We start from the raw sequence: 18,814 nt of genomic DNA on the forward strand, positions 1-18,814 counted from the left end.
ATTTATAAATTAAGATCTGATCCTTAATTTATAAATGGTTTTAAATTTTAATACTTCTTCGATGTTTTAAAATACAAACTCCAGAGTAGTATAAAAAGTTCTAGCATCTGACGGAATGATTCCCGGCCCAGGATATCCTGTAGCTCTTCTTGTAAAATAACTGTTGTTTGTGAAATTAGTTACTCCAGCTTCTAGTTTCCATTTTTTCCATTTGTAAGATGCAGAAAAGTCGGCAACATAATAAGAAGGGATTTCTCCAAATATCCCGTAAGTGTTATCATTGATGTCTGTTTTGCTATTGTTCGCTTCTGTATATTGCGAAGAAACATAGGTGAATTGCAGGCTAGACATGAAATTTTTATATCCAATACCTGTTCCCGTTTTGATGTTAAAAAGAGGGACAAATTCGACTTTGTTTCCTTCTATATTGGGCGCATCCGATTTTAAGTATTGTGAATCGGTTAAGGCGATGTTAGAAAACACATTCCAGATAAAGTTTTCTTTTCGTTCAAAGAAAGTTTTGTTTAAACTCCAGTCAAACATGGTTTCAAAACCATAAGTAACGGCAGTACCTATATTAGAACGGTAACGTACTACAGCCGCAGATCCATTTGGATTACGGGTTTCATATTCACCAATTTTGTCGTTGTAATACAAGCCGTAAATACTGGCGTCAAAAGTTACTTTGTTGCCTAGTTGTCCACGTACACCAATGTCTGAAGTAAATCCTTTTTCATCGCTTATGTTGGGATCAATCACATTACTTGGACTCACGGTACGGATGTCGTTAAAAGTCACTGAGCGGTAATTTTGAGATACGTTTCCGTAAAATTCAATTTGGTTTTGAGGCTTGTAACTCAACCCAACACCTAATAATACAAAATTCCTGTCTTTGACATTGTTCTCTTGTTGATTTTCGTCAAGGATAACATTTCCAGCTAAGTCTAGGTTTATTTTTCGGTAATATCCTTCGGCTTGCGTACGTATTTTTTCAAATCTAAAGCCTGGTGTAATAGAGAAGTTTGACGATATTTTGAAAATATTTTCTCCAAAAATAGCAAGGTTTAAATTCGGGAAGGTATAATCTGACTGGTTTGCATAGAACGGGAATTCGTTATTGGCTAAATTAAAATTGGCATCACTACCTGAGCTACCCGGTCCTTGTAATCCGGTATTTTTTGATTGATAGTATTTAGCTCCAATTAAAAAGGCACTTCTATTGTCGTTAATGCTGTAGCGTTTTAAGTAACGTGCTTCGGCTCCCCAGTTCACAAAATCACCTACGATTAAATCCCGAACGGTTCCTTCAGCATCAGAACTTGAAACACGGTTTGAGAGATATCCTACCGTTTTTCTACTGGCATCTAAACCAAATAACTGTAAGGAAAAGTCAGCATCGTTATTGAACTTATGCTCTAATTTTAAAGCGAATAGATTCCAATCTACAGCAAACCAGTTTCTGGTTCTGTTGCTTTGTTTGGGATCTTGGTTGAACATGAAATCAGTTAAACCACCAGCTTGTTGAGCTAAGTAATTAAAATAGGTATAATCAAAATGCAAAGAAGTTTTGTCATTCAATTGATAGTTAAGATTAGCGTAATAATTCTTGCTTTCAAACTCGGAGTTGGGTCTAAAACCATTTCCTTGTTTGTGATTGTAAAAACTGTAGTAGCTAAATTTCTTGTTGGTTCCGCTAACGGAAGTGAAATTAGTAAACAAACCATAAGATCCTACCGTATTTCTAGATGTAAATTCAAAAGGTTTTTTAACCGGTGATTTTATCTTGAAGTTCACCAAACCTCCAAACTGGGTTCCGTATTGCAAAGAGGCAGCGCCTCTAACGACTTGTATTTCTTCTAAAGCTTCTGTGGGTGTCGCGTAGTAACTTTCAGGGTATCCTAGAACATCTGCGCTAATATCATAACCGTTTTGGCGGGTGTTGAAATTTGAGGTTCTGTTTGGGTCTAATCCACGACCACCTATACTTAGTTGTAGTCCACCATCGGAGCTTTCGTTAATTGTTAGGCCCACTACTTGAGCAAATATTTGACGGGCATTGTTGGTTGCTTTATTAGCGGTCAATTTATTTATAGATACGACCTCAGTCTTTTTACCGGCATAAATCGCAGTACCCTCAATATCTTTCAGCTTGTGAAGTGCAAATATTTTTTCGTTTTGTTTCTTGATGATTACTTCAGAAAGGTTGTTGATTTTAGTCAACGCAATCGTCAGGGTGCTTCCAGTTGTAATACTGTTTTGTTCTACAATAGAATAGCCCTCTTTGAAGAAAACAAAATCAAAGCTTCCTGATTTTTTTAAATCAATTTCAAAAGCGCCTAAAGCGTCTGTAAATACTTTCGTATTGGACGTTTTATTGTATATTTCTACAGCTATTAATTTTTTTCCGTTTCCATCAGTAACTACACCCGCAATTTTATTTTGGGCAAAACTACCTACAGAAAACAATAAAAGGATGAGAATACTAAAATCCCTTAATCGTGTCATTGAAAGGCAGTATCCAAGTTTTGTGTTTGAAATTTTCATTTTCGTTAGCTAGATTTATTTTTGGGTCTATATATTTTTGGCTTAATCTTCCGTTTAGTGCTACATAGCTTTCTACATAAACTTCCGGATTATTAAGGCCTTGTTTTTGATAATAATCGTGTAAATAATGAGCATATTCCAAAATGAAATCGGGCTGGAAAGCCATTTGTTTTTCTTGAAATGTGGTCAAAAAGTGACTGTTGTTGATGGTGATTTCCTTTTTAGAAACTGCATCTTTTACTTTAAATGTGGCATATCCTGCTTTTTCCATTAACATAACGCGCCACGAGAATCGGAAACCTTCTTCAGTCCAAAACAACTCATTGGGATAACATAAATAACGAAACGGGAATAGTAACTGAAACGCAATAAAGCAGCTTATAAAAACTAATTTTGTTTTATATAGAGAGTTAAGAGCGGGTATTTTTTCTTTTCCATTTTCGAATATTAAAATAGGAATGGAAATCAGTTTCCCTAAAAAGGACAATGCTTTTTTATGGAAATTAGCATCAAAGAAAATCAAAGAACTGATGATCATTACATAAGGGAAAACGCCAATTGGGAATAATATTTTAGTTAGAATATGAAATACAACAACTAAAATAAAACCGAATATTCGGGTTCTTTTGTAAAGTAATAAGACCACAATTCCGAGGTCATAGATAGCTCCAGTCCAGCTAAACACATAATGCACCCAGTTTTCATTTAGTAATGAACCTATTAATGGGAGATTAGAGTTATTAGGCAACCATATTTTAAGTGGCATAGCTTCCAATAGCCAGTCGGAGTTTAGTTTTGCTAATCCAGCGTAGAAGTAAACAATAGCCAATAATAATTTTAAAATGTCAATATTCCAACGTGGAACCTTCTCAAATCGGATTTTTTCATTCTTTAAAGCATCCACTGAAAAATAACAGTTTGCTGGTAAAAATAACAGCACAAGACTAATAATAGTGATGAAATAATAATGATTAAGGTAAGTTGTCTTGTCTAGTAGTTCGATGTAGGTAAAGCTCAAGAAAAAGGCAGCGATAGCCCACTTGTATTTATATCCTATTGCGACAAATAAAGCAGCGAGTCCAGCAATGATAAAAAGTAAATAGGTGTAGTTCCCAAAAGGTTTTACCCACTGAAACCCGTAATACGTAAAATGAAATTGCGGATCAATATAGAATTTCTTAATCCATCCGTAACTCGCAAAGCGAATTAAACTCAATAGCATCATCAAACCAAACGCTAGCCTAAAAAAAGCTAGCGTCGAGGCATTTGAATACGTATTCAGATATTTTTTAATTTGGGTACTCATAATTAATCACCGTCTCCATCAACATAGTCAATAGTAATGTTTAAAGCTTGCATCATGTCTAGTTTAGTATAGATTACATTTTGTTGTAACGCATCGTAAGCTAGGATCATTTTTGCATTATCTGTATTTATCTGACTTGAGAAGCTGTTGTTTAGAGTAGCATTTACTGCAAAAATAGCGGTAAATTGATTGTTGATAATCGTGCTCAGATTTTGGCCGTTACGAACAGTTTTAAGGTAATCCAAATAAGATGCTAAACCTTCTCCTGAGGTGGTTTTATTAAAGTGTTTTCCGTTAAAGAAATCTTGTGAAGCTTGAATGGCCGTGTTTAATAACTCTTTTGAAACATCGTTTTTATAAAAACCTTCTACTTTCTCTGGGTATTTTACCCCGCCAGAGAAAACCCCTGCTGGAATTCCAAGTTTTCCAGAACGTACATTTTTCTCTAAATTCTTTACGAAGTTATTTGTAGTAATGTTTACTGAACTGCTTACAGAAGTTCCGCTATTGGCAATGTAACTGTTTCTATAACTTGAATTCCAGTCTGCTAATACAGTATCTGCACTTGACTTTAAGCGCGTAACGACATCGGTTAAGTATTTTTTATAGTTTGCTGCATTTACGTTAGTGGTATAACGAGCTACAATTAACGCATCAGTAGTATTTGATCCATTAATCAAATAATCCAAAGCAGGGAAACCTTGTTTGTCAAATTGAGACAACAATGCCAAGTTGTATCCACCTGCACTAACATTAGCCTCAATGCCTGCGGCATTAGTAGGGTAAGTATTAGCGCTCTCTTTTAAGTTGATTTCCTCTGATTTTCCAAAACTGTAAATAGCAACATATTGATATGCTTTATAAGCTTCTAGCCAAGAGGTTCTCACAGCTTGAAGATTTGTCGTGGTTGAAACACTGTTAAAAGCAGTAATATTCGTTGCTAATATTTCGATTTTAGCTTGGTAATTAACATAACTAGGGATAATGATATTGTCTGCCCAGTTAGTCAAAAGCACTGTTCTATTATAGTTGTTGCCGTCTGTGCCAGCGTTACTATCGTCACTTGAAGAACAAGCTGCAATAGTTAGTAAAGCACCAAAGAATATAAATAGTTTCTTCATTTTAAAATATTTTTTGCAAAAATACAAAACCAATTGTACTTATTTGTATTAATTCTAAATTAATTTACCGTTGCAGCCTGTGCAACTGTGAAGCCAAATTTAGTAGCAATTTGTACTGATATGCTGTCTAACTTTGTTCCAAGGGTGTCAATATCCCAAAATCCATTTGTACCGCTTATCATAGTAGCTAACATCGCATCAACTTCTGCTTTTGTAAAATAAGGTTTGTCAGTACCTGGTTTGTTAGTGTATCGCAATGAAATGATAAAACCGTATGCTTCTGAAAGGGCGTGAAAAGCTTTGGCACCTTTATCGGTTGTTAATTTTCCTTTTCCTTCTTGAAGATAGAAAACGGCTCTAACCGCTGGTACTATAGCCAGTTTGGCTTTGATGATATCAATTTGTGCATCACGAGTAGTATAATCATTGGCTACAATTGCCGCTCTACCTGTGCGAAAAGCTAGGTTGATATCTGCTTTTACAGTATTGAAATCAGTATCAGCATTTACTTGGTCTATGTAACTACTCCAAAATTTTGTACCATCTACACCATAGATGTAACCGTAAGCCTCATCCCAAGTATGTTCCATTGTAGTGTACGTTTTACTGTCTTCTAAAACTTTATTGGTGTTGTTTATTTTATTGGTCCCTTCGTCTAATTTATTTTTGCTTAAATAATTATTGACAATTTGATCCATGAAAGAAGCTCCCATCATCCCTTTTAGTAAGACTTGTTGTGGCTCTAATCCATTGGATGCAAACAATCTTTTGCTGGTGCCATCAAGATAAGAACCTGCTACTCCTGCTGAGGCTGCTGTACCCAGACTTGCTGTATTTGCCAACGTTAGTTGGGTTTCAAAGAAAGCTTGAACACTTATTTTTTCAGTAGTTGTTCCGCCACCTAGAAATAATTGAAAGTAGTCTTTTGAAGCTGCAGTCTTATCTTTTAATTGTTTTCCCGATGTATTTAGAGCAGTAGTTTCAAAGGCGTTGTTTGTATTAGAATACATATTGGTCAAAACAGACTGACTTGCCACTGTTCCATTTGTAGCAGCAGTTTTGATGTTATTTCCCATTTCTTCAAGCATAAGTAAACGACTGCTTTGTCCAGAAAAGTCTACTGTTGTTGAACTGCTTCTTTCAAATGTGTAAGTTGCTGGAACGGTATAATTAGGAGTTTGTTCTGAATTATCATCATTTGAACATGAGGTAATTGTTAACGCTGTCATTAGTAACGTTGAGAGTAGAACTTTATTTAGTGTCATAACAGTTGTTTATTTAGATTGAATAAGAATAAATTTTATGCAAATATATAACTCAATTTTAGAATTCCAAAACTTTGTTTAGAATTTTTCTAAATAATATTTATTCGTTCAGATCAACAAGTTACAAGAGGTGTAGGGATGTTTTTTGAAGCTACATCTTCGAACAAAAAAGATAGGATTTGGATATTTATCCTAAATAACAGTAAATAAGATTGTTGTAAATGTTTCTTAATTTTTATTTAAAATTAATCTAAATAAGATTTTGTCGTTTAAATAAAAGCATATACTTTCGCTTAAATTTAATTAATCTAAATAACAATACTATGAATAAAGTGCTTTTGAGAACATCATTATTTTTATTAATCGGAGGTTTAATATTCTCATGTAATAACGATGATAATGCTTCAACTGATTCTAATGTCACTAAAAAAGAAGTTGTCGAAAACTATGCGAATATTGCTTACGCCAATTATAAACAAGCTTATGATGATGCTGTTGTTTTAGAAACAGCGATAAATACTTTTACGAATGCTCCAACTCAAGCTAATTTTGATACAGCTAAATCAAAATGGAAACAATCAAGAGAGAGTTACGGTACTACAGAAGCTTTTCGTTTTGCTAATGGTCCCATTGATGATGAAAACGGACCAGAGAGCTTAATGAACGCTTGGCCGTTAGATGAAAATTATATCGATTATGTAGAAGGAGCGAGTACTTCAGGTATTATTAACAATCCAGTTTTATTCCCCATTATTGACAAGGCTTTCTTAGAAGCTCAAAATGAAAATGGTGGAGAAAAGAATATTAGTGTGGGTTACCATGCTATTGAATTTCTACTTTGGGGACAGGATTTGACTGCGCCTTCTGAGAAAAAAGCGGGATTACGCCCTTTTACTGATTATGTTGTGGGTGGAACTGCTGCTAATCCATTACGTAGAGCGGCTTATTTAAAAGTTTGTGCTGACCTTTTGACGGATCATTTGGACTATATGGTAAACCAATGGAAAGTAGATGGAACATATAGAAAAACGTTTTTAGCATTATCTGATGATCAAGCAATCAAGAATATATATTTAGGAATAACAACTCTTGTTTCAGCTGAATTACCTGTTGAGCGTATGTATGTTGCTTTAGGAAATGCAGATCAAGAAGATGAACATTCTTGTTTTAGTGATAATACACACAGAGATATTGCTTTGAATTTACAAGGTGTTATTAATGTTTACCAAGGAAAATATGGCATTATTGACGGTCCTTCGTTAGAAGATTTAGTAATGCAAGCTAATGTAGCTGTTTACAATGATACTAATGTTGCTGTTAATGCTTCTTTAACCAAAGTAGCTGCTATTCAAACCCCTTTTGATTTAGCCATTTCTGGTGGAATCGACTCTGTTGAAGGTGCTAAGGTTAATGTTGCTGTTGTAGCACTTAAAAACTTAGGCGCTAATTTATTGGCTGGAGCTGTTAAAATAGGAATTATCGTTAATGGGTAATTTAAGAATATTTGTATAATCTAAAGTGTCCTTTTTTTAAGGACACTTTTTTCTGTTTTAAAATAATGAAGAATAGTGTAAAGATTTTGTTTTTGTTGATTGGTTTTCAATTCTATAGCTGTAGTAATAGTGATGATAAATACATTACGCTTACTGCCGAAGAAGGAGAACAATACTCAGGTGGTGAAACTACCTTTTTTAATGCTACCGAGGAGGCTTTTGGTTTTTCGGCGCCTAATTTGACTTTTGATGAACAAAGTGATTTCGGAATCGGGAATTCCTTTTTTCGTCAAAGTTGGGTAACAGCTCCGGCCTCTACAACCGCCAGAGATGGTTTAGGACCTTTTTTTAATGCTACATCATGTTCTAGTTGTCATTTTAAAGACGGTAGAGGTAGAGCACCATTAGTTGATGGAGAAACGGCACATGGTTTATTGTTGCGTTTAAGTGTAGCTGGTGTCAACAGTAATGGTAGTTCGTTTTCGGATCCTATTTATGGGGGACAATTACAGGATAATGCCGTTTTAGGACAAACTGTAAAAGGAAAATTCAATATTGTTTATCAGGATATAACAGAGACTTTTGAAGATGGAACTGTAGTAATACTTAGAAAACCCAATTATCAAATTAATAGTTTGGGTTACGGTGAATTTGCTTCAGGTATAAAAGTATCTCCTAGAGTAGCCAATCAAATGATCGGTTTAGGCTTATTAGAAGCAATTGATGAAAGCACATTACTTAAATGGGCAGATCCTAACGACAATAATAAGGACGGAATTTCAGGAAAATTAAATTATGTATATGATATCGCTTCTAATTCAAAGACAATAGGGCGCTTTGGCTGGAAAGCAAATCAACCCAATGTTCGTCAACAAGTAGCTGCTGCTTTTTCTGGTGATATCGGAATCACATCTAGTTTGTTTCCAACAGAAAACTGTCCCCCAGGTGTAGATTGTGATGTAATTCCTAACGGAGGTAGTCCAGAAATCACAGATTCTAATCTAAACAAGGTAGCCTTGTATTCGAGTACGCTTGCTGTTCCTGCCAGAAGAAATTACACAGAGCAAAATGTATTGGAAGGAAAGAAAATATTCGAAACAATTAATTGTACGAGTTGTCATATTGCTAAAGTACAAACCGGAAATACACATGCGATTACAGCGTTGCGCAATCAAACCATTAGACCGTATACAGATTTGTTGCTGCATGACATGGGAACTGGTTTAGCGGATAACGCACCCGATTTTGAGGCTTCGGGTAGTGAATGGAGAACGCAGCCTTTATGGGGAATTGGTTTAATCAGCACCGTAAATAAACACACTAATTTAATGCATGATGGTAGAGCAAGAAACGTTACTGAAGCTATTTTATGGCATGGTGGAGAAGCTCAGAATGCAAAGAATAGCTTTAAAAAACTAGCTGTAACAGATAGAAATAAGCTAGTGGAATTTATAAATTCACTATAATAATGTTATAAACAAAAAAAAGGGACTCTGATGATTTTCAGAATCCCTTTTTTGTTTCGAAATAAGGTTGAATAATTTTAAACTTCTAAATATTTAATATTCACATTCTTCCAGAATCAATTCTTCTTCAGGAATTGTAACTTTTGAAATAAGATCAGTATCGATATTAAAATTTAATTCAGAAAGTATTTTGTATTCTCTTTGGAGTTTTTCAATTTCACTTTTCTCTTGCAGTAATCCAATCATGGTGGTATTTTTTCGGCAAATTTACGGTATACTATCACAAATTAGGCATTAAAAAATGTTAAGATTGGGATTTAAAATTAAAGTGCTATTTTTACCAAAAAAAAGTGCTTAATTATACCATTTACAAAAATCCGGTCAGTACCCAATGGGTAACTTTTGTTCATGGTGCAGGGGGAAGTTCATCGATTTGGTTCAAACAAATCAGGGATTTTCAAAAACAGTATAATGTGCTGTTATTGGATTTGCGCGGTCATGGAAATTCTAAATCATCGCTAAAAACCGCGTTCAAACAAAAATATACTTTTTCGGCTCTTGCCAATGATATTTTGGAGGTTTTAGATTTTCTAAAAATTGAAAAGTCACATTTTGTTGGAATTTCTTTGGGTACAATTCTAATCAGGCAATTAGCTGAAATGCATCCGCAGAGAGTACAAAGTATGATACTTGGCGGTGCAATCTTAAAAATGAATTTTCGCTCACAGATATTAATGCGTTTGGGTAACACCTTCAAGTATGTTTTGCCTTATTTAGTTTTATATCGATTTTTTGCCTTTGTGATTATGCCTAAAAAAAACCACAAGCAATCGCGTATTCTTTTTATAAATGAAGCAAAGAAATTATACCATAAAGAATTTTTGAAATGGTTCAAACTTACCGCCGAAATTAACCCTATTCTTAAATGGTTTCGTCAGGTCGAATTAAATATTCCTACGCTCTATGTTATGGGTGAAGAAGACTATATGTTTTTACCGTCAGTGAGAAAAGTAGTAGAGAGTCATTATAAGTCCTCAAAATTATTTGTTGTTGCTAACTGTGGTCATGTGGTAAACGTAGAACAGCCCAATGTTTTTAACGACGCGGTTCTTTCTTTTATGAGTGGAACTAAATAAAAAAATGCCGGTACTCTATGAATACCGGCAGTTCTTTAACTAACCAAAACCAAATAATAAATAACCAGTTTATTACTCTGCAAAGATGGTTCAATTGTGAGCTAATTGTTGTTAAGTTTTTGTTATTAGTTTGTTGTACAAAAGTTAAGTTTTTACACTTTCTTTTATGAGAATTTTACTTTTTATCTTGTAAGGCAAAGACTTTCTTAAGAACATCAGAAGTTCTTGCGTTTAAATTGCCTCTAATATTTTTTTCTTCTACGGTAATCATTTTAAAAACACCATCAAGCGCTTTGTTTGTAACGTAATCTGTAATATCTGGATTTACCTTAGAAACGAATGGCAGTGTATTGTATTTTGTAATAATATTTCCCCAAATTACATCAGCACCAACTTTACCAATAGAGGTTTGTACCACGGGACTAAATTTGGCGTATAATGCGGTTGTTGTACTAGTTTGTAAATAATTAGTAGCCGAATTGTCGGCACCTAATAAAATACTTTTGGCGTCAGTAATACTCATGTTTTTTATGGCTGAAACAAAAATTGGCGTTGCTTCTTTTACAGCATCTTCGGCAGCACGATTTAGTGCTTTGATACCGTCGTCAGCTAAGCTGCTCATTCCCATTTTGCGCAAAGTTTGGTCTACTTTAACTAATTCTTCGGGCATTAAAATCTTGACAGCTTCATTTTTATAAAATCCGTCAGCCTGGGTTAATTTAGAAACTTGCTCTGTAACTCCTTTATTTAAGGCTTCTTTTAGTCCAGCTGCAATATCTAAACCCGAATTTGAACTGCTAATAGCGGTCGCTTTATCAGTAGCTTTTTTTAGTAAATCTTTGAATTGTGCGGAACTAATTAAAGGAACAAACAACAATAGTAATAGTAGCTTTTTCATTTTTTTAAATTTATTCAATAGGATTTTGTTCTAAAATAGTTTTAGGAAAAAACAACGGTTTTATTAGAATATACCATCACTTTTCTTTCGGCATGTAGTTTTATGGCTCTTGCCAAAACAGTGCGCTCTAAATCTTTTCCTTTCATGATAAAATCATCTACAGAATTGATATGAGAAACCCTAGTAATGTCTTGCTCAATAATTGGGCCTTCATCTAATTCCTCAGTAACATAATGACTGGTCGCACCAATGATTTTTACTCCTCTTTTAAAAGCCGAATGATACGGTTTAGCTCCTGGAAAAGCAGGTAAAAAGGAATGGTGAATATTGATGATTTTATTTTCGTAAAGCGAAATCAAATCAGGCGTGATGATTTGCATGTAACGCGCTAGGACAATAAAATTAATCTTATGCTTTTGGAGTAATTCAATCTGTTGCTTTTCTCCTTCTACCTTGTTGTCTTTCGTAAAAGGAACATGATAAAACGGAATGTTGAATTGATCAGCGATGGGTTTTAAATCCATATGATTGGATATAATCAAAGGAATTTCGACATTTAGTTCTCCAGCGCTGTAACGCCCTAAAATATCATACAAGCAATGATTGTATTTAGAAACAAACAATGCCATTTTAGGTTTTACCTCCTTGTTGTAGAGATCCCAGGACATATTGAAATCAGTGGCAATGGTTTGCTGAAAATCGGCTCTTATGGCTTCTACGCTACTTGCTGGATTAGTAAGTTCACTTTCCAGTCGCATAAAAAACACATTTTGCTCCATATCGACATGCTGATCTAAATAAGTGATGTTTCCTTCTACTTTTAATATAAAATTAGTCACGGTTGCAATAATTCCTTTTTGGTCTTTGCAATGTATAAGCAGGGTGATTTTTTGCATTATTGTTGGTTCTTATAATTTTTAATCCTTTTTTAGGGTAACAAAAAAAGTTTAGTTTTGATTTTCTATTTTCACTCAATGGAGGAAAGGAAAATCAAAACTAAACCATTTTACCTAAAATAAACAGATAAAGGATGTTTTAAATCTATGTTTACTTATGATTTTTTGTGTGAATTTGAACTAGCATAGTTACAAGCAAAAAGAATTACATCTTCTTGTCCTGCATAGCAAAAACTCTTTGTAATAAAACGGAGGTTCTTGAGCTAAGACTAGTTCTGATATTTTTTTCTTCAACAGCCACCATTTTAAAAACCCCATTCATTGCTTGATTGGTTACATAGTCAGTCAAATCCGGATTTACCTTATTTACCAGTGGAATGCTATTGTATTTAGTGATGATGTTCGTCCACACTTTGTCAGCGCCTACTTTAGTAAAAGAGTTTTTTATTACTGGATTAAATTTCCCGTATAAAGCAGTAGAAGTACTGTTTTGTAAATAGCTTGTTGCTGCACTTTCGTTACCCATCAAGATACCTCTGGCATCTGCAAATGACATACTTGTTACTGCATCTACAAATATGGGAGTTGCTTCCTTCACTGCGTCTTCTGCCGCACGATTCAACACTTTAAGACCTTCATCAGCTAGAGAGCTAAGACCAATGCTTCTTAATCCAGCATCGACTTTTCTCAATTCTTCCGGTAGAAGAATCTTCACCGCTTCATTTTTGTAAAAACCATCAGTCGCAGTCAACTTAGTTACTTGTTTAGAAATACCGTTATTCAGGGCTTCTTTTAGTCCTCCTGAAATATCAAGGAAACCTGTTCCGTCCGTCTGTGGAAACTGATTCATTACTTGTTGCATCTCAGCGCAACCAAAAAGAGAAAATACCATTGTTAAAAGCAAAAATTTTTTCATATTCATCGTTTTATTAGTTTACTTCAGCTGCGTTACCATTTGGCTCCAGCCAAAAATACTACTTCTTCAAATATAAAGCCACTATTTGTTTTTTGGAGCAGAAACTTTAGGTTTTTTTAAGAAGATGTTTGTTTCAATTATGAATGTTAATTTTTAGGTAACTTATATCAAAAGAACAATTGGTTTATCTACAGCAATATTTAATCGACTTAAATGAAGAAAGGGATTTAACAGAAGTTAAATCCCTTTCTTATTGAAATTAAAGTGAAGCACTATTTTTTTAATTCAAATTTCCCGCCTTGATTGCAGTAAATTAAATTAGAATTAGATTCGAATTTTTTATAACATGAATCTGCTGTTTTTTCAACTAATATGAAGTTGCTTTGGTAAGAAATGTAAATTAATTCAACCCCGTTGTTTGTTGTTATAGTCGTTTTATCGTCAACAAAAATAAAATCAACTTCACCATTATCTTTATAAATCCATACTTTTGGTTTTGTAGGATCGTTAGAACTCAAGATACTTCCTTCTGAAGCATTTGTAAAGCGATCTACTTTTAATTTTCCAGTTTGTGTTTTTCCATTTTGTATTACACTACCGTTGATGTAAATATAATAAGCTGAATCATAAGTTAGGTTATCAACTTTTACACCAGAGTTTTTTGAATTAACAGTAATAAAGCTATCGATAGTAGCTTTTGCCTCTGTTGGCCACATACTGAACATTCCGGCACCTTGTTTAGCTGTTTCTAAATAGTCTAAAGACTTGTCGAAGTCGTTTAGAAGTAGTTGAGTAAGTGATAGATTAAGGTAGATAACCTTGTTATAATCTTTTGTTTTTATTTTTTTATATTCTTTAGCTACATAAGTTAAATAAAATTTTTCCATTTCATTTAAGTATGTTCGATCTGTTGAATTAGTTTCGGTCTTTTTTAAAAACTCATCTGTTTTAGTGTTAAATGCGACAAGTTCAGCGAATTCTTCTGCTTTGTCAAAAAAACCATAATTAAAAGAAATCTCTTTTTCGCTAATGATGATGTTATTATCAGTTAAATATTTATACCCGATATTATTTAAATCATTTGTTAAACTTGTGTACGGTTTTCCATTATAAGTAGGAGAATATAACATAGCATTAGATCCTTTCTCATATAGTATCTCGTTGTTTTTTCCTAAAACTAAATATTTGAAATCTCCATCTAATAAATATTGACCATTACTCGCTTTTTTATAAGTAGCACCTTTGTATCCCATTAAAACTCTAACATCTGGATTAATGGTGTCTTTTTTAGAATAATCTTCGATTGTATTTCTTGTTAGCAAAATCAGCGTTCCAAGTGTCATCACCTTGAATGATAATGTTGTAAGTCAGAATGTTTTTGAATAATTCGGATTTCGGAATGTTAATTTTAATTTTTTTCTTTTCTGTATCTGCTTTTTGAGCATAGGAAGCACTACTAATCGCAGTTAATAATAAGAATAAGATTATTTTTTTCATATTTTTTTTTCAAAAGTATAATTCTAATCAATTATTGTCAAATTTTTACTACTTTTTTTAGTAAAAAAAAAATAATATTTATTTGATTATCGTGAAAAAATAATTTTTATCATTAAACTTTATATTAATACTCTTTTAAGCTAGTAATTGGTATTTAAAATTTATAATTAAGCTGTTATAACTATCAAAGTTGTATTTAATTATTTTGTTAACTTAAAATAACGAAGAGGAAACAATTATTAAAAAAATGTGTAAATTGCACTCTTAAAATTATCATATTCTCAAAATGAATCCACAAACACCCTATATCCCTAAGAATAAAGTAAGAATTGTTACTGCAGCCTCTCTTTTTGATGGTCATGACGCAGCTATTAATATAATGCGAAGAATTATTCAATCTACCGGTGTTGAGGTAATTCACCTTGGTCATGACCGCAGTGTCGAAGAAGTAGTGAATACTGCGATTCAAGAAGATGCAAATGCGATCGCATTGACATCTTATCAAGGAGGTCATAATGAGTATTTTAAATACATGTATGATTTGCTTGTCGAAAAAGGAGCAGGACACATTAAGATATTTGGAGGCGGAGGCGGAGTGATCTTGCCTTCTGAAATTGAAGAATTACAAGCCTATGGAATTACCCGTATTTACGCACCAGATGATGGTCGTTCTATGGGATTACAAGGAATGATAAATGATTTGGTTGAGCGTTCCGATTTTCCAACAGGAGATAAGCTGACCAATGAAGTGGAACAATTAGCGTCAAAAAATCCAACAGCGATCGCAAGAATTATTTCTGCGGCAGAGAATTTTCCGGAAATTGCGAAACCAGCTTTGGCTGCTATTCATAAAATGAACGAAACTTGCACTACACCAGTTCTTGGAATTACTGGAACAGGAGGTTCAGGGAAATCCTCTTTAGTGGATGAGTTGGTTCGTCGTTTTCTAATCGATTTTCCAGAGAAAACAATTGGTTTGATTTCTGTAGATCCATCAAAACGAAAAACAGGAGGAGCGCTTCTAGGAGACAGAATCCGAATGAATGCAATCAATAGTCCTAGAGTATATATGCGTTCTTTAGCAACGCGTCAATCTAATTTGGCCTTGTCTAAATATGTAGCCGATGCAATCCAAGTGATCAAAGCAGCTAAGTATGACATTATCATTTTAGAAACTTCTGGTATCGGTCAGTCGGATACAGAGATTATGGATCATTCAGATGTATCATTATATGTAATGACACCGGAGTTTGGTGCTGCAACTCAATTAGAGAAAATCGACATGCTTGATTTTGCTGATTTAGTAGCATTAAACAAGTTTGACAAACGTGGAGCTTTAGATGCTATTCGCGATGTTAAAAAACAATACCAACGCAACCATAATCTATGGGATGTGAATCCTGATGAAATGCCCGTTTTCGGAACTATTGCTTCACAGTTCAATGATCCAGGAATGAATACGTTGTACAAAGCGATTATGGATAAGGTTGTTGAAAAAACAAATTCCGATTTGAAATCAACATTCGAAATCACTCGTGAAATGAGCGAGAAGATTTACGTTATTCCACCACATAGAACTCGTTACCTATCTGAGATTGCGGAAAGCAACCGTCATTATGATGAAACGGCGGTGACTCAAGAACAAGTGGCTCAAAAACTATACGGTATTTTTAAAACATTGGAAACAGTTTCAGGAAAATTACCTGTTATTACAAAAGCTGGAATTGATGATGCCTCTGTATTACCAACTGCAATTGAATCTGAAAAAGTAGGAGTTGCTGAAAATAAAATTTTCCTGAATCTGTTACTGAATCAATTCGATAAAGTGAAAATGGATTTAGATCCGTACAACTGGGAAATCATATTGACTTGGAATGAAAAAGTAAATAAATATAAAAATCCTGTTTATACTTTTAAAGTACGTGATAGAGAAATAAAAATGGCGACACATACAGAGTCCCTTTCTCATTCTCAAATCCCGAAAATTGCTTTACCAAAGTACCATGCTTGGGGAGATATTCTACGTTGGTGTTTACAGGAGAATGTTCCTGGAGAATTTCCTTTTACCGCTGGTTTATATCCTTTTAAACGTGAAGGAGAAGATCCTTCTCGTATGTTTGCAGGTGAAGGTGGGCCGGAAAGAACAAACAAACGTTTCCATTACGTAAGTGCGGGTTTGCCGGCAAAACGATTGTCAACCGCTTTTGATAGTGTGACTTTATATGGAAATGATCCTCACATCCGTCCTGATATTTACGGAAAAATCGGGAATGCGGGAGTTTCTATCTGTTGTTTAGATGATGCTAAAAAATTGTATTCTGGTTTTGATTTGGTTCATGCCATGACATCAGTGAGTATGACTATCAACGGGCCAGCGCCTATGTTGTTAGGTTTTTTCATGAATGCAGCCATCGATCAGCAATGTGAGTATTACATTAAAGAAAACGGTTTAGAAAAAGAAGTTGCCGTAAAAATCAATGCTATATATAAAGGAAAAGGGGTTGAAAGACCACATTACCAAGGTGATTTACCGGCTGGAAATAGCGGTTTAGGATTGATGCTTTTGGGTGTGACTGGAGATCAGGTTTTACCTATGGATGTTTATAATGAAATAAAAGCGAGAACCTTGTCACAAGTTCGTGGAACCGTTCAAGCAGATATTTTAAAAGAAGACCAGGCACAAAACACCTGTATTTTTTCTACTGAATTTGCATTGCGCTTAATGGGTGATGTGCAGGAATATTTCATCACTAAAAACGTAAGGAACTTTTATTCGGTTTCTATATCAGGTTATCACATTGCTGAAGCAGGTGCCAATCCAATTACACAATTGGCTTTCACACTTTCAAATGGATTTACGTATGTAGAGTACTATTTAAGTCGCGGAATGAGCATCAATGATTTCGGACCTAACTTATCGTTCTTCTTTTCGAATGGAGTAGATCCTGAATATGCAGTTATTGGTCGTGTAGCACGTAAAATTTGGGCGAAAGCCATGAAAAATAAATATGGCGCTAATGAACGCGCTCAAATGTTGAAATACCATATTCAAACATCAGGTCGTTCTTTGCACGCACAAGAAATTGATTTCAATGATATCCGTACGACTTTACAGGCCTTGTACGCGATTTATGACAACTGTAATTCATTGCATACGAATGCGTACGATGAAGCAATCACAACGCCAACGGAGGAATCTGTGCGTCGTGCGATGGCGATTCAGTTGATTATCAATAAAGAATTAGGTCTGGCTAAAAATGAGAATCCAATTCAAGGTGCTTTTATCATCGAAGAATTAACTGATTTGGTTGAAGCTGCCGTATTGTTAGAATTTGACAGAATCACTGAACGTGGTGGCGTTCTAGGAGCTATGGAAACTATGTACCAACGTTCTAAAATTCAGGAAGAAAGTTTGTATTATGAAACGTTGAAACACACTGGAGAATTCCCAATCATAGGAGTGAATACGTTCTTGAGTTCGAAAGGATCGCCAACAGTTATTCCTGCTGAGGTTATTCGTGCTACTGAAGAAGAGAAAAAATACCAAATCACAATGTTAGATAATTTGCATAAAGCAAATCACGACCAAGTAGATGAGATTTTGAATACAATTCAAGAAGCGGCGATTAGTAACGAAAACTTATTCGATCATTTAATGGAAGCGACTAAGGTTTGTTCTTTGGGACAAATCACTGCTGCGTTATTTGAAGTAGGTGGTCAATACAGAAGAAATATGTAAGCAGAGAACCGCTTTTTTGCAGAGCAAAAAAGCGTGTGAATCGCTTATCCTGATTTTTATCGGGATCTCATCGAGCGGCGATTTTGTTTATTTTGCTCTGCAAAAAAGCGTGTGAATCGCTTATCCCGATGTCTATCGGGATCTCTTAAAGCAGAGTGTTAATTGCTCTGCAAAAAAGCATGTGAATCGCTTATCTCGATTTTTATCGGGATCTTTTACCGAAAAACCTTCCATTTATGGAAGGTTTTTTCATTTCTAGTATGCGCTACTATTAGAGTAGTAGAGGTTCAATATTTTAAAAGTAATAGCGGTTTATGGAACTTTAGAAAACCTACTGTAGTAACATGGTATAAATTTAAAAAAGCGTTCTAAAACAATGAAATAGTAATGTCTTGAGCTATTTACCAACTATTAGTAGTTTAACCGTAATACTATTCTTAGGTTAACAATTAATTTGTAATACAAAAGCTAATAAACTAATTATCAATACTTTAACAAGGCTAAAGTTGTTAATATTGTGTTTTTGTAATGGGTTTC

General features: G+C 34.4%; 14 protein-coding genes. 4 read left to right on the top strand and 10 right to left on the bottom strand.

Annotated elements, in window-relative coordinates:
- Positions 1–66 precede the first annotated feature (66 nt).
- Genes BLV35_RS03200 through BLV35_RS03215 form a run of 4 tightly spaced genes read right to left on the bottom strand, consistent with a single transcriptional unit; the run spans position 67 to position 6,236 of the window.
- On the bottom strand, positions 67–2,544 hold the full coding sequence (locus BLV35_RS03200) for a TonB-dependent receptor domain-containing protein (protein ID WP_394331039.1): 2,478 nt from the start codon (positions 2,542–2,544) through the stop codon (positions 67–69).
- Positions 2,483–3,850, bottom strand: coding sequence for an HTTM domain-containing protein (locus BLV35_RS03205; RefSeq protein ID WP_091084599.1), 1,368 nt, complete (start codon positions 3,848–3,850; stop codon positions 2,483–2,485). Before BLV35_RS03205 ends, BLV35_RS03200 begins: the two co-directional genes overlap by 62 nt.
- Positions 3,851–3,852: 2 nt before the next feature.
- Positions 3,853–4,971 carry an imelysin family protein gene (locus tag BLV35_RS03210; RefSeq protein WP_091084600.1) on the bottom strand — a complete coding sequence of 373 codons (1,119 nt, stop codon included), beginning with the start codon at positions 4,969–4,971 and terminating at the stop codon, positions 3,853–3,855.
- A gap of 59 nt (positions 4,972–5,030) precedes the next feature.
- Positions 5,031–6,236: a DUF4856 domain-containing protein gene (locus BLV35_RS03215; protein WP_091084603.1), complete on the bottom strand. Its 1,206-nt coding sequence runs from the start codon at positions 6,234–6,236 to the stop codon at positions 5,031–5,033.
- A gap of 323 nt (positions 6,237–6,559) precedes the next feature.
- Here BLV35_RS03215 and BLV35_RS03220 point away from each other — a divergent pair, with 323 nt between their 5' ends.
- Complete coding sequence (locus BLV35_RS03220; RefSeq protein ID WP_091084607.1) at positions 6,560–7,729, top strand: imelysin family protein; 1,170 nt, start codon at positions 6,560–6,562, stop codon at positions 7,727–7,729.
- Between the two features lie 65 nt (positions 7,730–7,794).
- Positions 7,795–9,195, top strand: a complete 1,401-nt coding sequence (locus tag BLV35_RS03225) for a di-heme oxidoreductase family protein (RefSeq protein ID WP_091084611.1) — start codon at positions 7,795–7,797, stop codon at positions 9,193–9,195.
- A 93-nt stretch (positions 9,196–9,288) separates the two neighbouring features.
- Here BLV35_RS03225 and BLV35_RS19230 read toward each other — a convergent pair whose 3' ends face one another.
- Complete coding sequence (locus BLV35_RS19230; RefSeq protein ID WP_176980556.1) at positions 9,289–9,441, bottom strand: hypothetical protein; 153 nt, start codon at positions 9,439–9,441, stop codon at positions 9,289–9,291.
- Positions 9,442–9,545: 104 nt separating this feature from the next.
- On the opposite strand from BLV35_RS19230, the gene BLV35_RS03230 reads away from it, so the two are divergent.
- Positions 9,546–10,331 carry an alpha/beta fold hydrolase gene (locus BLV35_RS03230; protein ID WP_091084615.1) on the top strand — a complete coding sequence of 262 codons (786 nt, stop codon included), beginning with the start codon at positions 9,546–9,548 and terminating at the stop codon, positions 10,329–10,331.
- A 175-nt stretch (positions 10,332–10,506) separates the two neighbouring features.
- On the opposite strand, the gene BLV35_RS03235 is transcribed toward BLV35_RS03230, so the two are convergent.
- From BLV35_RS03235 to BLV35_RS03255, 5 genes are all read right to left on the bottom strand, one after another.
- On the bottom strand, positions 10,507–11,229 hold the full coding sequence (locus BLV35_RS03235) for a DUF4197 domain-containing protein (RefSeq protein WP_091084619.1): 723 nt from the start codon (positions 11,227–11,229) through the stop codon (positions 10,507–10,509).
- A gap of 41 nt (positions 11,230–11,270) precedes the next feature.
- On the bottom strand, positions 11,271–12,125 hold the full coding sequence (gene purU, locus BLV35_RS03240) for a formyltetrahydrofolate deformylase (RefSeq protein ID WP_091084622.1): 855 nt from the start codon (positions 12,123–12,125) through the stop codon (positions 11,271–11,273).
- Between the two features lie 205 nt (positions 12,126–12,330).
- Positions 12,331–13,041 (bottom strand): DUF4197 domain-containing protein, encoded by a 711-nt coding sequence (locus tag BLV35_RS03245; protein WP_091084873.1) that lies wholly within the window; start codon positions 13,039–13,041, stop codon positions 12,331–12,333.
- Between the two features lie 272 nt (positions 13,042–13,313).
- On the bottom strand, positions 13,314–14,363 hold the full coding sequence (locus BLV35_RS03250; protein ID WP_091084624.1) for a hypothetical protein: 1,050 nt from the start codon (positions 14,361–14,363) through the stop codon (positions 13,314–13,316).
- Positions 14,329–14,538 (bottom strand): hypothetical protein, encoded by a 210-nt coding sequence (locus tag BLV35_RS03255; protein ID WP_091084627.1) that lies wholly within the window; start codon positions 14,536–14,538, stop codon positions 14,329–14,331. The genes BLV35_RS03250 and BLV35_RS03255 overlap by 35 nt, the downstream gene beginning before the upstream one ends.
- A 286-nt stretch (positions 14,539–14,824) precedes the next feature.
- On the opposite strand from BLV35_RS03255, the gene BLV35_RS03260 reads away from it, so the two are divergent.
- Positions 14,825–18,277, top strand: a complete 3,453-nt coding sequence (locus tag BLV35_RS03260; protein WP_091084630.1) for a methylmalonyl-CoA mutase family protein — start codon at positions 14,825–14,827, stop codon at positions 18,275–18,277.
- Positions 18,278–18,814 lie beyond the last annotated feature (537 nt).

The sequence above is a fragment of the Flavobacterium gillisiae genome (genome assembly GCF_900107635.1).
Classification (GTDB): domain Bacteria; phylum Bacteroidota; class Bacteroidia; order Flavobacteriales; family Flavobacteriaceae; genus Flavobacterium; species Flavobacterium gillisiae.